Annotated in this window: 13 protein-coding genes; 8 read left to right on the top strand and 5 right to left on the bottom strand. The window is 35.0% G+C overall.

Annotated features, from left to right (window positions below; translation table 11 throughout):
* Positions 1–119: 119 nt before the first annotated feature.
* From ACHRV3_RS12260 to ACHRV3_RS12250, 3 genes are all read right to left on the bottom strand, one after another.
* A complete protein-coding gene (locus ACHRV3_RS12260) occupies positions 120–581 on the bottom strand; it encodes a hypothetical protein (protein ID WP_230001800.1) in 462 nt (153 codons plus the stop codon).
* Positions 582–814: 233 nt separating this feature from the next.
* On the bottom strand, positions 815–1,273 hold the full coding sequence (locus tag ACHRV3_RS12255) for a hypothetical protein (protein ID WP_395434879.1): 459 nt from the start codon (positions 1,271–1,273) through the stop codon (positions 815–817).
* 188 nt (positions 1,274–1,461) lie between these two features.
* Positions 1,462–2,493 (bottom strand): LacI family DNA-binding transcriptional regulator, encoded by a 1,032-nt coding sequence (locus ACHRV3_RS12250; RefSeq protein ID WP_395434878.1) that lies wholly within the window; start codon positions 2,491–2,493, stop codon positions 1,462–1,464.
* Positions 2,494–2,974: 481 nt separating this feature from the next.
* On the opposite strand from ACHRV3_RS12250, the gene ACHRV3_RS12245 reads away from it, so the two are divergent.
* The 5 genes from ACHRV3_RS12245 to ACHRV3_RS12225 all read left to right on the top strand — a co-directional run bounded on the left by ACHRV3_RS12245 (position 2,975) and on the right by ACHRV3_RS12225 (position 10,292).
* The gene (locus tag ACHRV3_RS12245) at positions 2,975–5,614 is read left to right on the top strand and encodes a TonB-dependent receptor (RefSeq protein WP_395434877.1); all 2,640 of its coding nucleotides are present in this window, start codon (positions 2,975–2,977) and stop codon (positions 5,612–5,614) included.
* A 423-nt stretch (positions 5,615–6,037) separates the two neighbouring features.
* On the top strand, positions 6,038–7,258 hold the full coding sequence (locus ACHRV3_RS12240) for an MFS transporter (RefSeq protein WP_395434876.1): 1,221 nt from the start codon (positions 6,038–6,040) through the stop codon (positions 7,256–7,258).
* Complete coding sequence (locus ACHRV3_RS12235; protein WP_395434875.1) at positions 7,248–9,113, top strand: trehalase family glycosidase; 1,866 nt, start codon at positions 7,248–7,250, stop codon at positions 9,111–9,113. Before ACHRV3_RS12240 ends, ACHRV3_RS12235 begins: the two co-directional genes overlap by 11 nt.
* Positions 9,114–9,332: 219 nt before the next feature.
* Positions 9,333–9,893 (top strand): Crp/Fnr family transcriptional regulator, encoded by a 561-nt coding sequence (locus tag ACHRV3_RS12230; RefSeq protein ID WP_395434874.1) that lies wholly within the window; start codon positions 9,333–9,335, stop codon positions 9,891–9,893.
* Between the two features lie 69 nt (positions 9,894–9,962).
* Positions 9,963–10,292 (top strand): multidrug efflux SMR transporter, encoded by a 330-nt coding sequence (locus ACHRV3_RS12225; protein ID WP_047776512.1) that lies wholly within the window; start codon positions 9,963–9,965, stop codon positions 10,290–10,292.
* Between the two features lie 80 nt (positions 10,293–10,372).
* On the opposite strand, the gene ACHRV3_RS12220 is transcribed toward ACHRV3_RS12225, so the two are convergent.
* Positions 10,373–11,398 (bottom strand): hypothetical protein, encoded by a 1,026-nt coding sequence (locus ACHRV3_RS12220; RefSeq protein WP_395434873.1) that lies wholly within the window; start codon positions 11,396–11,398, stop codon positions 10,373–10,375.
* A complete protein-coding gene (locus tag ACHRV3_RS12215; protein WP_395434872.1) occupies positions 11,389–12,621 on the bottom strand; it encodes a hypothetical protein in 1,233 nt (410 codons plus the stop codon). Before ACHRV3_RS12215 ends, ACHRV3_RS12220 begins: the two co-directional genes overlap by 10 nt.
* A gap of 348 nt (positions 12,622–12,969) precedes the next feature.
* Here ACHRV3_RS12215 and ACHRV3_RS12210 point away from each other — a divergent pair, with 348 nt between their 5' ends.
* Genes ACHRV3_RS12210 through ACHRV3_RS12200 form a run of 3 tightly spaced genes read left to right on the top strand, consistent with a single transcriptional unit; the run spans position 12,970 to position 15,060 of the window.
* Positions 12,970–13,566, top strand: a complete 597-nt coding sequence (locus ACHRV3_RS12210) for a TetR/AcrR family transcriptional regulator (protein ID WP_395434871.1) — start codon at positions 12,970–12,972, stop codon at positions 13,564–13,566.
* Positions 13,567–13,572: 6 nt separating this feature from the next.
* On the top strand, positions 13,573–13,800 hold the full coding sequence (locus ACHRV3_RS12205; RefSeq protein WP_395434870.1) for a hypothetical protein: 228 nt from the start codon (positions 13,573–13,575) through the stop codon (positions 13,798–13,800).
* 21 nt (positions 13,801–13,821) lie between these two features.
* A complete protein-coding gene (locus ACHRV3_RS12200; RefSeq protein WP_395434869.1) occupies positions 13,822–15,060 on the top strand; it encodes an MFS transporter in 1,239 nt (412 codons plus the stop codon).
* The last annotated feature ends 401 nt before the right edge of the window (positions 15,061–15,461 follow it).

The following is a 15,461-nucleotide window of genomic DNA, read 5'->3' as shown; positions in this document are numbered from 1 at the left end:
TTACTAATTAGTTGAGGAGATGGAACTGTAGTCCGGTTTTTATTAGATTTCTTTTACTGCTCGCAAATAGTTTACGGTACTACTCTCTATTGGAACTCTGTGCAGAACAGAATAGGTTATCAAAATTCTGTAATTATCTTCCCCGCTATCAGTTTAATATAAAAAGATGTTTGATACCCAAGGTTTGAATAAATTTTATTTCTTTCTTCTTCTTTTTCAATAGACATATTATAATTTTTTAAAATGTAAAACAACTCATTGTTTTCTTTTAAGTAAAACAAAATATAACCAACTTTAGGAGCATATAAACGAATAATATAAATAATTGATTCTTTATTGGCTGATTCCGATAATTTAGAAATTAAATTTTCATAACCCGGTACGGACACACTGCCTGTAATTGATTTTGTCTCTAATCTTTCTTCATAAAATGTAATCAAATTGGAAATATTATTATTACCTATATATGTAATTATTATTTCACTATTTTCAAGATGATTAATACACTCGTCAGAGTAGATAACTTTTTCATTAAACCTGAATGAATTTAAAAAACGAAGTACTATTTTTTTTTCGTCCATTGTGTTAATTAGTGTTTTTTTTAAATTCAGGATAAGGAAAATTTTGATCTTGAATCGCCTTGTTCTCCTTCATTTTTAGTTTTTTAAAAAGATAAGGTTATCTTATTTATTGTTGTGTATTGAAGAATTAGTAAAAGAAGGAGAGAATTTTGAGAGATTTATGTTTTTACAAGAACTTTCTTTTTTGAAACTTGGGCAATTGACCTTTTAGCGCGATTCTTTCGGTAAATAATTTAGCAACCACCTTTCCCCTTAATTTTATATTTTTTGGTGAAATTTTGTTTAGTTGATATTTCTAATGTTCCCTTGTAAAGTGCTGCTTCATTAGCCGAATTGTATTCTTCAATATTTAGAATTAATTTATAATCGTTGTTAAAATAAACCTCTCGATAGGACGAATTAGATAATTGTTTCGTATTTATCGTGTCTTTATTTAAGTATATTTCTCTCCCCTTTATTTTAATTATGGTAATGTCAGAACCATTAGACAATAAAATATTTTTTTGGGGTGAGAGGATAGAATCATAGTTAAAAGTATATAAACACCCATCTAATGTATCTGGAATAGATTTAAAAAAATCTAATTTCATTTCTTTTTTTACTCTTATTTCTGAATTGATTTTGTTTTTTGAATCTTCATTTTTACAGGAAAGTACAAAAAAGAATACTAAACTTAAGAATATTTTTTTCATGTTTTTTAAAGTCTCTAGCTTTTATGTTTTGGCCGCTTTATTTTGAGAATATAGATTGCAAATCTACTTCAATATTGTATTAGTATATTCGTTCGATCGGGATTGTTTTATGTTGGTGTGAAAATCTTTTCAATTACAATTTTGTAAATGTTGCGTAAATCTTCGCGTCCCTTGCGGTTAAGAAAAAATTACAAAGTTCTCTGCGTAGACTCCCTTTCAATAATGTAAGTAGGCAATACAACTGTCTGATGCACTACCGGAAGATGTTCTTTGAGTTGTGTGATTTCATCAATTAATATTGCGGCGGCACGATAACCAATATCATAGCCGGGTTGGTCGATAGTAGTTAGTTTAGGCGAAATTACCGTACTCATGAACCAATTGCTGAATCCAAAAACAGCGACTTGCTCTGGGGTTTTTATTTTGTTGTCGTTGAAATATTTAATAATTCCAATAGCAACCAAATCTGTGATGGCAAAAACGGCATCTACATCATCGTGGTCTTCTATTAATTTTTTGGCATTCTCATAACCGTCTTCAAAATCTGTATTGTGATCGCAAACGTAGACCAAAGAAGGATCGTATACTATATTGTGATCTTCCAGCGCCTTTTTATATCCTAGAAAGCGATCGATGGAATTCTGAGGAACATAAGAACCGCGAAAATGAGCGATCTTTTTATATCCTTTTTCTATTAAATAGGTTACAGCATCATATGCGGCCTTCATGTCATTAATCACAACTTTTGAACAATCGACCCTTTTGGCAATTTTATCAAATAAAACCACAGGAGTCTTTTTTCGAATGGCCTCATTAATATGAAAAAAGTCATCTGTTTCATTGGAAAGCGACATCAGAATGCCATCTACTCTTTTTTGTAGCAATAAGGCGACTTGCTTTTTCTCTAATTCATATTTTTCACTTGACTGCAGAATAATAACCATGTAGCCTCTTTCTTCGGCTTCTTCTAAAATTCCGTTTAGAACGCTCGAAAAAAAGTGATGCACGGTTGCAGGAACGATGACTCCGATAGTTTTGGTTTCATTAGTCCTGAGGTTTACGGCAACAGAGTTAGGCATATAGTTCATCTTATCTGCCATCTCAATTACTTTTGCGCGAGTACTTTGGCTAATATCTGTATAACCTTTCAGAGCTTTCGAAACGGTGGTGACAGAAATTCCTAATGCCGAAGCGATATCAATTAATTTTGTATCATTCATGAAATAAATATACTAAAAAATCTTAACCGCAAGATCAGGAGTGATTTTTTAATTCTTTATAATAGTGTAAGTCAGTAAAGACAGGGAGATATAAAGGTACTAAGTTTTTTGTGCACGCAGATTTTGCAGATTGGGTTGATTTTCTCCACTCTCCAAAATAATTGCGATCGTTTGATTTGTACGTTTTGATAAGAGAACAATCCAAATAAAACCAATACACCCCAAGTAAATCCGCTCAATCTGCAAAATCTGCGTGAAAATTTTTCCGCAAAGACATAAAAACATAAAATAACAGACACTAGCATTGCCCCTTGTGAACTTAGCGGTTAAAAAAACTAACTTTATACTTAAATAAAATAAAATCGAAAACGTTTTAGGTGTTTTCGAAAACGTTTTCGATTTTATTTTCATAGTCAGGGTATAATTAGTTGTATAAGTTTACAGTAACAATCATAAGATTTACTAACCAAACCAATACCAAATGAAACCAATTAATACGTATCTAGGCAGACTATTTTTAATGTTGTGCCTAATTTCTGTTCCCAACCATTTGTTGGCACAGGAGAAGAATACTGTTTCCGGAAAAGTATTCGACGAAACCGGACAAACTATTCCGGGAGCAAATGTATCTTTAAAAGGAAGTGATCAAAATGTGATTACAGATGTAAACGGAAGTTATTTATTCTCGAATGTGGCTGCCGGAAGTTATACCATTTCAGCAACAAATGTGGGGTATAAAAGCTTCGAGAAAAAAATTACTGTAAAAGAAGGAGAGTCAGTAAAGGAAGACCTGTTTTTAGAAACGGAATCACAGAGCCTGAAAGAAGTAGTGGTTACGGGATCATCTAGTCCACGATCTAAATTAGAATCGAGTGTCGCAATTACAACGATGGGAGCAAAGGCTATTGAAGACCGAGCGCCAATAAGTACCGCAGCTTTACTTCAGACCATTCCGGGATTCGTAGTAGAAGCCTCGGGAGGAGAAATTGGAAACAACCTTTTTGCAAGAGGAATTCCATCAGCAGGTGCTTACGAATATGTGCAAATTCAGGAAGACGGATTACCGGTTTTTGAAGATGGAGCTTTGCAGTTTGCCAATGCCGATACTTTTTACAGATTGGATGAAACCGTCAGTAAAATGGAGGCAGTACGTGGAGGATCAGCTTCGATATTTGCGAACAATGCTCCGGGTGGAATTATCAATTTTATCTCCAAAACAGGACAAAATGAGTTTCAGGGAAGAGCAAAATTTTCGACCTCAGATTACGGGATGTTCAGAACGGATCTTAATTTATCAGGTGCTTTAATTCAGGATAAATTATTCTTTAATGTCGGCGGTTTTTACAGAGCTGATAATGGAGTAAGAAACACAGGTTTCACTGCTAATAAAGGAGGTCAGATCAAAGGAAATTTGACTTATAAATTTGATGATGGAGATTATTTAAGAGTTAATTTCAAACATCTTAATGACAGAAATACGTTTTATCTGCCAATACCCTTAAAAAGTAATAACGGAAAAATTGAAGGCATAGACGGTTTCAATCCAAATTATGGAACGCTGACTTCTGCAAATTTCAGTCATTTGAATGTTCCTCAATACGGTGGTGGCACTTTTACTGCCGATTTAGAAGATGGTTCACATCCTGTTATCAATTCAATTGGAGCGGAGTTTAAAAAGAAAATATCGGATAAAGTAACATTCAAAAATGCATTCAAACAAACGGCAATCGATTTGAATTACAATGCAATTTTTCCTAACGGAGGTCCGTGGACGCAAGATTTTTATGCGACCGATATTCAAAAAACCACTGCCGGTAATTTAGCTTATACTTATGTAGATAATGGGGCTGCTGTAGATCCAAATGCACTAATTATGAGAGCAGATCATTGGTACATTCAGAAAAAAATGAACAATTTTGCGAATAATTTCTCTTTCTCATTTGATTTAGAGCCTGTGAAATTGACCGCAGGATACTATTATTCAAATTGGAAATCGAATCAATATTGGAACTGGAATTCTTATCTGGTAAATGTTTCTGACAATCCAAGACTTTTAAATGTAAAGGATAATACAACCGGAGTAGACCACACCTGGAATGGAGTTGAAAGAATCACTTGGTTAGAAAGAGACGCGCAAACCAAAGGTGTTTTAAATGACATATATGCCGACGCAGAAATTAAAGCCACTGATAATCTTACTTTTAATGCCGGTTTGCGCTACAATAAAGACAAATATTCAGGTTATAGAGACAATGCCCGATTCTTTGCCGAAAACTTAGGAGTTTTAGACAACAATACCGCCGATGATGCCGTGACAACCGTAAAAGGAAATCCGTACACCTATTGGAGATATGATGTGAGTGAATGGTCCTATACCGCCGCCGGAAATTATAAATTTAATGATAATATGGCTTCTTATGTTCGTTATAGCCACGGTTTCAGATCTCCAATTGAAGAATCATTTTATGACAACGCCGCCAATTTAAGCAAATTGGAAAATACAAAAGTGAATCAGTTAGAACTAGGTTACAAATATTCCGGTTCGTTTTTTACTGTGAATGCCAATGTATTCCATATGAATTTGAAAAATGTCGCTTTTACCGATATTTTATCGGACGGTAGTTCTGAAAATAAATTTGCTGACGTGAACAACATTGGACTTGAAGTAGAAACCAATGCCAGATACGAGATGGTAAAACTGAATTTTACATTCACCGTTCAAAAACCGGAATATGATAAGTTTATCGGTACAAATGCAGACGGTTCTACCTTTGATTTTAATGGAAATACAGCCCGAAGAATCCCTAAATTCTTTTGTAATCTAAGACCGGAAGTAGATATCACAAAAGATTTTACAGCTTATGTACAATTCTCTTATTACGATAAAAAATTCACCAACCAGGATAATAAGCAGGTTTTACCAGCCTATAAAGAGGTTGGGGCAGGTTTAAATTATACGTACAACAACCTTCGTTTTGCGGTTGATGCATCGAATTTATTCAATGAAATCGGTTTGACAGAAGGCGATCCGAGACAAACTACATCAGCAGCAAGCGATGTGTTTATGGCAAGACCAATTTTGGGGCGCGCTTTTAGATTCTCAGTAGCCGTTAATTTTTAATTAGTTGTTAGTTTAGATGGATGGTGACCAAATGCTGTTGTGAAAAACGGCATTTGGTATTTTTGTAACTTTAGAGAAAGAACCGTAATGAGATATCTTTCGTTAGATTATAAAACTCTGTTGCGGTAAAATAAAATAGTTTTTTGCCACTGATTACACTGATTAACACAGATTAATTTATACACAGAAAAAAATCCTTTTAATCTGTGTAATCAGTGGCAAGAAAAAAATTTTCATGGCAATTGGTGAAATTGCTTCGCCTGTTCGCTATCGCTCGAGTCATGGCAAAATATGCATGATCATAAAAGAACAAGAAATACTTAGTTACAAGTGCTCTATTTAAACGAAAATATACAACTATAGAAGCCAAAAACAAGCATATTCAAATTAACGTACTGGTTTAAAATAAAAAGAAATCCACGAATGAAAAACCTGGGAATTAAAATATCACTTTATCTGAACTATTTTGTCTTTGCTATTTTATTGAATAGTGTAGGGATTGTAATTCTCAAATCACAAAAAAATTACGGAGTAGACGAAGTACAGGCCAGTATTCTGGAAGCCTTTAAGGATATGCCTATTGCTATTGTCTCTTTTTTTATAGCCTCATTTTTGCCTCGGATCGGTTACAAAAAAGCAATGCTGACAGGTTTGGCATTGGTAACTCTGGCCTGTATTTCAATGTATTTCGGAAATTCGTTTGATAACGCCAAAATACTATTTGCAACGGTAGGTGTCTCTTTTGCGTTGATAAAAGTATCGGTGTATTCGTTAATTGGTACCGTTACCGAAAGTCAGAAGGAACATAACGCTTTAATGAGCAGTATTGAAGGCGTTTTTATGATCGGAATTGCATTGGCTTACTTTTTGTTTCCGGCTTTTAATGACGAAAGTAATCCGGATTCCTGGTTAAATGTCTATTGGTTTCTGGCCGGATTATCATTGCTTTCTTTTTTGTTTCTGTTTTTTACCAAATTTGAAGAAACTAAGGTAACTGCGGGAGCAAATTTTACAGATGATTTTCTACAAATGTTTAAATTGATCGCAAAAACACTTACAGTCATTTTTGTAATCAGCGTTTTTCTATTTGTAATGATCGAGCAGGGAATACTTTCCTGGCTGCCAACCTTTAATACCAAAGTACTTCATTTACCGGAAAACATCAGCATAATGATGGCTAGTATTCTGGCGATATCATTGGCGATCGGGAGACTTGTTGCCGGAATCGTTACCAAAAAGATTAATTGGATTTGGGTACTAAGTTTTTGCGTAATAGCGGCCATGCTGATCGTCTATTTTGTGCTGCCAAATGTGGTTGGACTTGAAGTAAAAAACATTAATTCGCTTTCAGATATTCCGCTTATTGGATTTGCTTTTCCACTTATCGGGTTGTTTATAGCACCAATTTATCCTTTACTGAATTCAATTGTACTCAGTTCATTACCCAAAAATCTGCAAAGTTCAATGACAGGATTAATTGTTATTTTTTCTGCTCTTGGAGGTACATTAGGTTCGCGTATAACAGGTTGGTTATTTAAAAATGAAGGCCCGGAGAAAGCCTTTTATTTCACGTTGATCCCGATGTTTTTATTATTGATCTCCTTTTTTATTCTCAAAAAAATTACTTCGAAAAATGAAATTTAAAATACATATCAATCAGACCCTTAGTCAATTATTGGCTCAGGAAGACACTGATGGCGACAAGAAGATAACCATTGATGATAAGGGACCAAAAAGCTTTTCATTACAAGATGATAAAGGAAATTCGATTGCTATTAAAGGAACGTATCAGCTTTCGAATTTGTTACAGGAATTGGCATTGTCTAAAAAGACGAATGTTGAATTTGCCGAAATCAACTTAGCCGATATTACAGAAGATCCGGTAAAAAGAATCTCCCGAAAAATTAAGGATTTATATTGGAACGGGCTTACCAGAACGATTGATGCTGCCGGAGTAAAAAAGATTTTGGAGGACGATAAAATAGAAAATGCGATTTCGTATTTATATGTACCGGCCGGAGACACAACAGCTTTTACTTATTTCAAAAATTTAGAAGCAGCAAATCCTACTTTAAAAGTGGTTCAGTTACCTGAGGTTATTTCACCGGAATATGTTTTATCATTGAATAAAAAACCCGGTATTTTAGCCTTAGCGCTGCAAACTAAGAACGATACAACCGATGGAGTCCCTTTTGTAGTTCCCGGTGGCAGGTTTAATGAAATGTACGGTTGGGACAGTTATTTTATTGCCATGGGGCTTCTGATTGATGACAAAATTGATTTGGCACTTGGCATGGCCGAAAACTTCAAATACCAGATTGATCATTATGGAAAAATCTTAAATGCCAATCGCAGTTATTATTTAACCCGAACTCAGCCGCCTTTATATACCTCATTGATTGTTGACATTATCCAAAAGTCCAATCCCGAGATTTTATGGGTTGAGAGGCACTTAAAAACAGCCATAAAAGAATACCAAACAGTTTGGATGGAGCAGGGGAAAAGGCTTACTCCAAATGGATTAAATCGTTACAAAGCTGAAGGAATTGGACTTCCGTTTGAGGTCGAGGAAGGACATTTTGATGATATATTAGAAAAGTACGCTCCAAAATACAATCTTTCGACCAGAGAATTTGAGAAAAAATACCTGGAAAGAGAAATTTTAGATGCCGATCTGGACCATTATTTCACCCATGACAGAAGCATGCGCGAAAGCGGTCACGACACCACAAATCGATTGGTTGGGATTTGCGCCGATTTAAATACGGTAGCTATAAACAGTCTTCTCTATAAATATGAAACTGATATTGCCTTTTTGATTGAAGCTGCTTTTAAAGATGATTTCCAGTACAACGAAAACACCCGTTATTCCAGTGATTATTGGAGAAAAAAAGCAGCACAAAGAAAAGAAAAGATCAACGAATTGTGTTGGAATGAAGCTAATGGCCTTTATCTCGACTATAATTTCGAGTTAAAAGAGCAACATTATTTTGAAGCTGCAACAACTTTTTATCCTTTGTGGGCCAAAATCTGTACGCAGGAACAAGCCGCCACGTTGGTTCAAAAGACATTGCCTAAATTTAAAATGAAGGGTGGAATTGCCGGAAGTACAAAATCATCTATTGCTACAGTAACCGAAAATGATCCTACAAGGCAATGGGATTATCCTTTTGGCTGGGCTCCGCATCAAATATTATTATGGAAAGGGTTATTGAATTACAATTTTCAGGAAGAAACACAAGAGATGGTCTATCGCTGGTTGTGGCTGATCACGCGAAATGCGGTTGATTACAATGGAACAATTCCCGAAAAATTTGATTTGTCTATAAGTTCCCATAAAATTTTTGCAGAGTACGGAAATGTGGGAACAGAATTTAATTACATCACCGAAGAAGGATTTGGCTGGATGAATGCCTCTTACCAATTTGGACTGACACTTTTAAAACCACATTTAAAAGAAAAATTATCCGATTTAGTGGATCCTGATATTCTATTCTAAAAAAAGTAATTCTGTCTTGTTTTAAAAAGGAGACAGAATTGTTTTAATTGGCAAAAACGGGTGACTTTGTTTAAAATGTCATTTTACTTTGTTGTGAATGTCAATTTGTAACTAACGAAGGTTATTGAATAACTTTAGATTTTCAGAAAACAAGATTTCTTTGTCGATTATTTCGTAGCTTACACATTCTATAACGTATAAGAATCTCTTTTTGAAAATATGAATCCATTAATAGAAAAACTAAAGACCTATGGCGATTTAACCGTCGAAGCAGAACGAGAGCTTTCCGGGAAAATCAATTATTTCAGCAAAAAGAAAAATGATTTTCTATTAAAACAAGGACAAATAATGGCCAGTCTTTTTATGCTTGAAAAAGGTCTGGTAAGAGCCTATTTTATTAAGAAGGATAAAGAAGTCAATTCCTGGTTTGGTGTTGAGAATGTAATAATAGGTTCAATTCTTCCTTTGTATGCTGGGAAACCGTCTTTCGAAAATATCGAATTTTTAGAAGACTCTGTGGTATATTCTATTGCAATCAATGACTTGAATGAACTTTATAAAACCTATCCGGAACTCAACACTATTGGAAGAAAACTGGCAGAAGAACTTTGTATTATTCTGGAGGAAAGAATCAATTCATTGCATACAGAAGCTGCAGAAGAACGCTACCTGTCCTTAATTACGGAGTTTCCCGACCTTTTGCAAAGAATAAATTTGGGACACATTGCTTCTTATGTTGGAGTCACTCAGGAAACGTTAAGCAGAATCAGAAAGAGATAGATGATTTTGATGTACATCAAAAAAGCGTTTTGAATTGTTCGCTTTCTTTGTACTTTAAAATCAAAAAAAATGAAATACGTATTCTTGGGCTTAGCCATTATATTAGAAATTGTGGGTTCCAGCTTTCTGAAAAAATCGGAAGGATTTACAAAACTGGTACCAAGTATTGTAACAGTTGTGGCTTTTGTAACTTGTTTTTACTTTTTTTCGCACGCTTTAAAATCGATTCCACTTGGGTTTGCCTATGCGATCTGGGCAGGTTTTGGGATCGTGTTGACGGCGATTATTTCGGTAATTCTTTTTAAACAAAGTCTGGATCTACCAGCAATTATAGGTATACTACTTATTGTTTCTGGAGTGGTTATAATGAATGTATTTTCGAAATCGGCCACGCATTAATTGAAAAACTTGTGAAAAAGATATAGCCTTTGTTTGAATAAAAAAAAGCTGCTTCAATTTTTTGAAGCAGCTTTTTACTATTATTTTTGTTCGCTAATGTTAGATTTCTTTAGCTTAAGTATTCTAATTTGTTTGTTGGTCTTATCCGATATGAAGATGCGATCCTCCAATTGTGTAATTCCCATGATCGTACCGAAAGAATTTTTACCCATAATATCAGTAGCATTTATTCTGGCCGTATAGGTTTGATTTAAAAACTCCTCTTTTGGGTAAAATCTTAGATAATCAACCGAATCAACATTCTCAGAAGTTATGGCCCAATCAGCACCTACAGAGACTGTTGTTGGTTCGCTCTTTGAAATTGGTTTTGCTGAAGGCTGTAACGGTGTAACAAGAGAAGCTGCTGCATTGGCACGAATAGCTGCAATATTGTAAAGCAAATAGGCTTTGGAATCTCTTCCGGCAACAACCAGATTTCCACCTGCTACATCCATAGAATACATTTCATCAAAACCGCTTAGGGTGTTTAGTTTTGCAATAGGAGTAAGGTTCCAATTACTGCTTTCTGTAATTTGAGAGGTCTCAAAAACTTTTATAGAGGCATGTTTTTCTTTTACAAAAACCAATCCGTCTTTTACTGTAACTCCAAAAACGTGAACAAAAGTGTTCCACCATTGACCGTTACCAACCGTATTGATTCCCAGATTAGTGTTTTCGTCTAATACAAAAAGACGTGAATCAACACTTCCTAAATAAATTCTGTTATTGTCAACAGAAACAGAAGAAAGGTTGGTAAAAGGAATCGTCGTAGTCCCTTTGGTATAAGCCGTTAGAGATTTGATGTATTTCAGGCTTTTTGCATCAAAAATTTCAAGAACATCACCGTTGCAAACATATAATTTTCCGTTGGCAATAGTTATTCCTCTTGGATCTAAAGCTCCGGTTCCGTCTCCAATTTGTTTGGCCGTTATCGTTGCTTCTTCTGTCGGATAATAATAGGCGTAGTCTGTAGGGGCATTATTTTCATCCTTATCGCTACAACTTGTTAATGCTAAAAGCAGTACGAAAACCAGTTTAGGTATATTGAATAGTCTTGTTAGTTCCATTTTCCTTCTCCTTTATATTTTAATAAAAATGTATTTTTTGGATCGATTTTAAAAACCGGTTTTTTATAAGTTCCTTTCAGATACTGTGTTTTAGTATAGGTTTTTAATATATCAGGATCCGTAAATGGAAGATCGTCTAAGTAAATCAGGTATTTGTAAAACTGAGTCAGCATTTCCTGTTGTCCGCCACCTTCGCCACTATTGGCAAAATTACTGTCATGATTGTAACCGGTGTGGTGCGAATATTCATGAGACCAAAGCGACATTTCTCCGTTCCAGTGTCCTGTTACGTATCCGCCTTCGTATTGTGAAGCCAGTGCTCCGCCGCCCCATGCAGCATCACCACCAACCATTGCCATGTAGAGCGTTCTTCCGTCAACATAGTCCCAGTAACGCTTCTCAATTTCGGCTTTTGTAAAATAGTCGTACTGGCCATTTGCATCCGCAGTATTGCCATGCCAGTCTGTAGCGCCCACTACGGCTGTTCCGGCAAGTGCAGCTTGTTCTTTTTTATAAACATCAAAGTTATTATGTGTTTTATAATAAATAGGATGACTCAACGCATAAGAGTAGTTAATGATCATGGTAATAGCTTCTTTGGCTAATACCGGATTCATTGGTAAAAACTTCCCAAGTTCTTCGATATGGTACCCGTCGTGAAACTGAACCAATTGTGAAGATTTAATTTTCTTGAATTTGGCTAATAAAGGATCAGAGGATTCGACTGAAAATTCAATGCCTCCGGATGAGAATCCATCTATTTTGTCGATAGTAACGGTTTTTCCGTCTTCTAATTGATAATCATTTTTGGCCGCTACCAGTGGAATTTGGTGAACAGAACGATGAAAAGCAGGAATTTGTGTAAAATGATACAATGCAAAACGTTTGCTGTAATTCGGTAATTTGGCATAGACCACCACATCTTTAAGACCAACTGGTGAATATAGAGATAGTTGTATAGAGTCTTTTCCTTTTTGTATGATCTGTAAAGGTTGATTCACTCTAAACCATCGGTCTTTTTTGTCGTACATTCTTGCCGGATCTTCATTATCTGCAAACATAATCATCGGATGATTCGCAGCAGGTAGTTTCTCTGCATCAATTTGGGCTAAATAATGCGGTTCATAAGCATCTGGCTCACTGTCGCTACAACTTGTCTGTAGCGTCATAGCTAAAAATAAGGAGCCTATTGTGAATAGACTTCTGGAAAAAGTAGGTTTCATTGTCGTTAAAATTTTGGGGTTAAATGTGGGGTTTTGTAGTATGTTGCTTAAATAATTTCTATAGGCTTGTAATTAAATAATTAAGAATAATAGGTTTAATTTATTTGCCGGCAAAATAACGGAATTATAATAGCTCTACTGCAATTTTGAAGCAATAAATTAAAAATTATTTCGCAAGGCTTGCTTTTATTAGGGTTGAGGATTTAAGAGTGCCCACATGAGTTTTAGGCAGCACTATTTTTTTTGTTAAAAGAGCTTTTAAAATTGATAGTTAAGGTTTTGCAAAAAAAATGTTTAAATAAAAGAACGTTCATTCACTTATTATTTTATCTTTGCTAAAAAAATGGCATGAGAATAAGAGATATTGATAAAGAAAAACTGGTTGTTGCAAGAGCAATAGATCAAATCGTGCAGGATGGATTTCAGGGTTTCAGTATGAACAAGCTTGCAAAAGCCTGCAATATTTCGGTAGCGACATTATATATTTACTACAAGGACAAAGATGATTTAATTCAGAAAATAGGGGCAACCGTTGCGATTGATTTTTTTTCAAGTACAATTAAAGACTTCTCACCTGAAATGTCTTTTGAAGAAGGATTGTGGATACAATGGGTAAACAGGGCTGATTTTACCATGAAATATCCCAAGCAAGTTGCTTTTTTTGAGATCATTAAACACTCACCGCATGGGGAAATAATATTGAACTCTACCACCAAATTCTCAGATTTCAGAATGATAATGAAACAGTTTATTGATAATAGTTTGCGTAATAATGAACTTATTCCAATGTCGTTTGAAGTTTTTTGGGCTATTGCCTATGGACCATTATATACTTTGTTGAACTTCCATACTGAGGGTAAGAGTTTGGGAGGGAAGCCGTTTGTTCTTACCGATACAATGATGAAAGAAGCTTTTACCGCAACCATAAAAGCTTTAAAACCATGAAAAATTATGGAAACAGATTTAAACACAGTACATGTTTTTAAAACAAATATTGATAAAATTAGCTCAGCAGCTACTTTATCTGAAACACTAGATAATCATGTAGGGATACAGCAGTGGAGTATCGATTACGAAGATATTGATTGCGTGCTTCGCATCGTGTCAGAAACCCTTAATCCGGATACAATAAAGAGTATCATTAAAAGACTTGGCTATGAGTGCCAGGACTTGCCTTAACCTAAAGAACAACCTGTTAAAATGGAAAAAAATACTATAGAAGCTCCTGCTTTTACCTCACATCAAAAAATTATTATTGCCATATTGGCGCTTTTACAATTTACTGTTATACTTGATTTTATGGTGATCTCTCCGTTAGGGGATATCCTGATGAAAACACTTGATATGACACCCTCAAAGTTCGGTTTTGCAGTTTCCGGATATGCTTTTAGTGCCGGAATTTCGGGATTACTTGCCGCTGGTTTTGCAGATAAATTTGACCGAAAAAAATTGCTGATTTTCTTTTATACGGGATTCATTATAGGTACCGTTTTCTGTGCGCTGGCCTCAACTTACGAGATGTTACTTTTGGCGAGAATCGTGACAGGACTTTTTGGCGGTGTAATCGGTTCTGTTTCACTAGCAATTGTGACGGATTTGTTTGTAATTCATCAAAGAGGCAGGGTGATGGGCTTTATACAAATGGCCTTTGCAACCAGTCAGATTTTAGGAATACCGGTAGGACTCTATTTTGCCAATAACTGGGGATGGCATTCCGCCTTTATTATGATTGCAGTTTTGGGATTATTGATTCTTGCAGCGATTATAACACAAATGCAACCTATAACGAAACATTTGGAATTACAATCAGACAAAAGTCCTTTTCTGCATCTTTGGCATACCTTAAGTAACAAACATTATCAGGTTGGTTTTACTGCTATTGCATTCCTTTCTGTGGGAGGTTTTATGTTACAGCCTTTTGGGACGGCCTTTTTGGTTAATAACATTCATATCAGCCATCTGGAGTTACCACTGGTCTTTTTCTTTACGGGACTTTCTGTACTTTTTATCATGCCTTTAGTTGGGAAATTAAGCGATAAAGTCAGCAAATTTAAGTTGTTTGCAGTTGGATCAGTCATCTCGGTAATTATGATTTTAATTTATACCAATCTTAACCCGATCCCTATGTGGGAAGTAGTAGTGATTAATATGGTATTGTTTATGGGAATCATGAGCCGTATGATTCCGGCAACCACGTTAAACACTGCTATTCCGGAGATGAAAGACCGTGGCGCTTATATGTCTATAACGTCATCGCTGCAACAGATTGCCGGTGGTATCGCAGCTGTTTGTGCGGGTTTTATTGTGCATCAGGAAACCAAAACGTCTCCTTTAGAAAACTACGATATATTGGGCTATGTAATTGCGGTTATTACCCTATGTACCGTGTTTTTAATGTGGAGAGTAAATCAATTGGCAAAAGCAAAAGATAAAGTTTAACTGTAAAAAGAAGATTTTCTGGATCGTTTACGTAAGAAGATTTTCGAACAGATTTTATAAAGAACCAAACTAAAAAAAGACAATCCTTTGATTGTCTTTTTTTGTTTTTAGCATTAAAAAAAACAGAAGACAAAAACATTTAAGTAGGAAGATATGTGCAAAATCTATTCTGATTAAACAGTAATAAGACTACTATAAAAATAAATTTTTCAGCGATAAAGTAAGAACTTAACTCCTATTTAACTTTTCTTTATTTTATGGGGAACAGAGGTAAAAACAAAGTTAAAAAACGATGAATATTCTGTAAAATTAAAAATGAGAATTATAGGTAAAAACTTTATAATTACTGATTATTATACTTTAATTTGGCTTTAAAATAACGATTTGTTTAAAAAATATTT

It is taken from the genome of Flavobacterium sp. FlaQc-49 (assembly GCF_044005985.1).
Taxonomy (GTDB): domain Bacteria; phylum Bacteroidota; class Bacteroidia; order Flavobacteriales; family Flavobacteriaceae; genus Flavobacterium; species Flavobacterium cupriresistens.
Note: the sequence above shows the minus strand (reverse complement) of the source record. Positions and strands in the feature narration are given on the sequence as shown.

Excerpts from the sequence above, each read along its gene's own strand:
- ACHRV3_RS12240 (WP_395434876.1), top strand. The coding sequence starts at position 6,038 with ATGAAAAACCTGGGAATTAAAATATCACTTTATCTGAACTATTTTGTC.
- ACHRV3_RS12230 (WP_395434874.1), top strand. The coding sequence starts at position 9,333 with ATGAATCCATTAATAGAAAAACTAAAGACCTATGGCGATTTAACCGTC.
- ACHRV3_RS12200 (WP_395434869.1), top strand. The coding sequence starts at position 13,822 with ATGGAAAAAAATACTATAGAAGCTCCTGCTTTTACCTCACATCAAAAA.
- ACHRV3_RS12215 (WP_395434872.1), bottom strand. The coding sequence starts at position 12,621 with ATGAAACCTACTTTTTCCAGAAGTCTATTCACAATAGGCTCCTTATTT.
- ACHRV3_RS12245 (WP_395434877.1), top strand. The coding sequence starts at position 2,975 with ATGAAACCAATTAATACGTATCTAGGCAGACTATTTTTAATGTTGTGC.
- ACHRV3_RS12260 (WP_230001800.1), bottom strand. The coding sequence starts at position 581 with ATGGACGAAAAAAAAATAGTACTTCGTTTTTTAAATTCATTCAGGTTT.
- ACHRV3_RS12225 (WP_047776512.1), top strand. The coding sequence starts at position 9,963 with ATGAAATACGTATTCTTGGGCTTAGCCATTATATTAGAAATTGTGGGT.
- ACHRV3_RS12205 (WP_395434870.1), top strand. The coding sequence starts at position 13,573 with ATGGAAACAGATTTAAACACAGTACATGTTTTTAAAACAAATATTGAT.
- ACHRV3_RS12235 (WP_395434875.1), top strand. The coding sequence starts at position 7,248 with ATGAAATTTAAAATACATATCAATCAGACCCTTAGTCAATTATTGGCT.
- ACHRV3_RS12210 (WP_395434871.1), top strand. The coding sequence starts at position 12,970 with ATGAGAATAAGAGATATTGATAAAGAAAAACTGGTTGTTGCAAGAGCA.
- ACHRV3_RS12250 (WP_395434878.1), bottom strand. The coding sequence starts at position 2,493 with ATGAATGATACAAAATTAATTGATATCGCTTCGGCATTAGGAATTTCT.
- ACHRV3_RS12255 (WP_395434879.1), bottom strand. The coding sequence starts at position 1,273 with ATGAAAAAAATATTCTTAAGTTTAGTATTCTTTTTTGTACTTTCCTGT.
- ACHRV3_RS12220 (WP_395434873.1), bottom strand. The coding sequence starts at position 11,398 with ATGGAACTAACAAGACTATTCAATATACCTAAACTGGTTTTCGTACTG.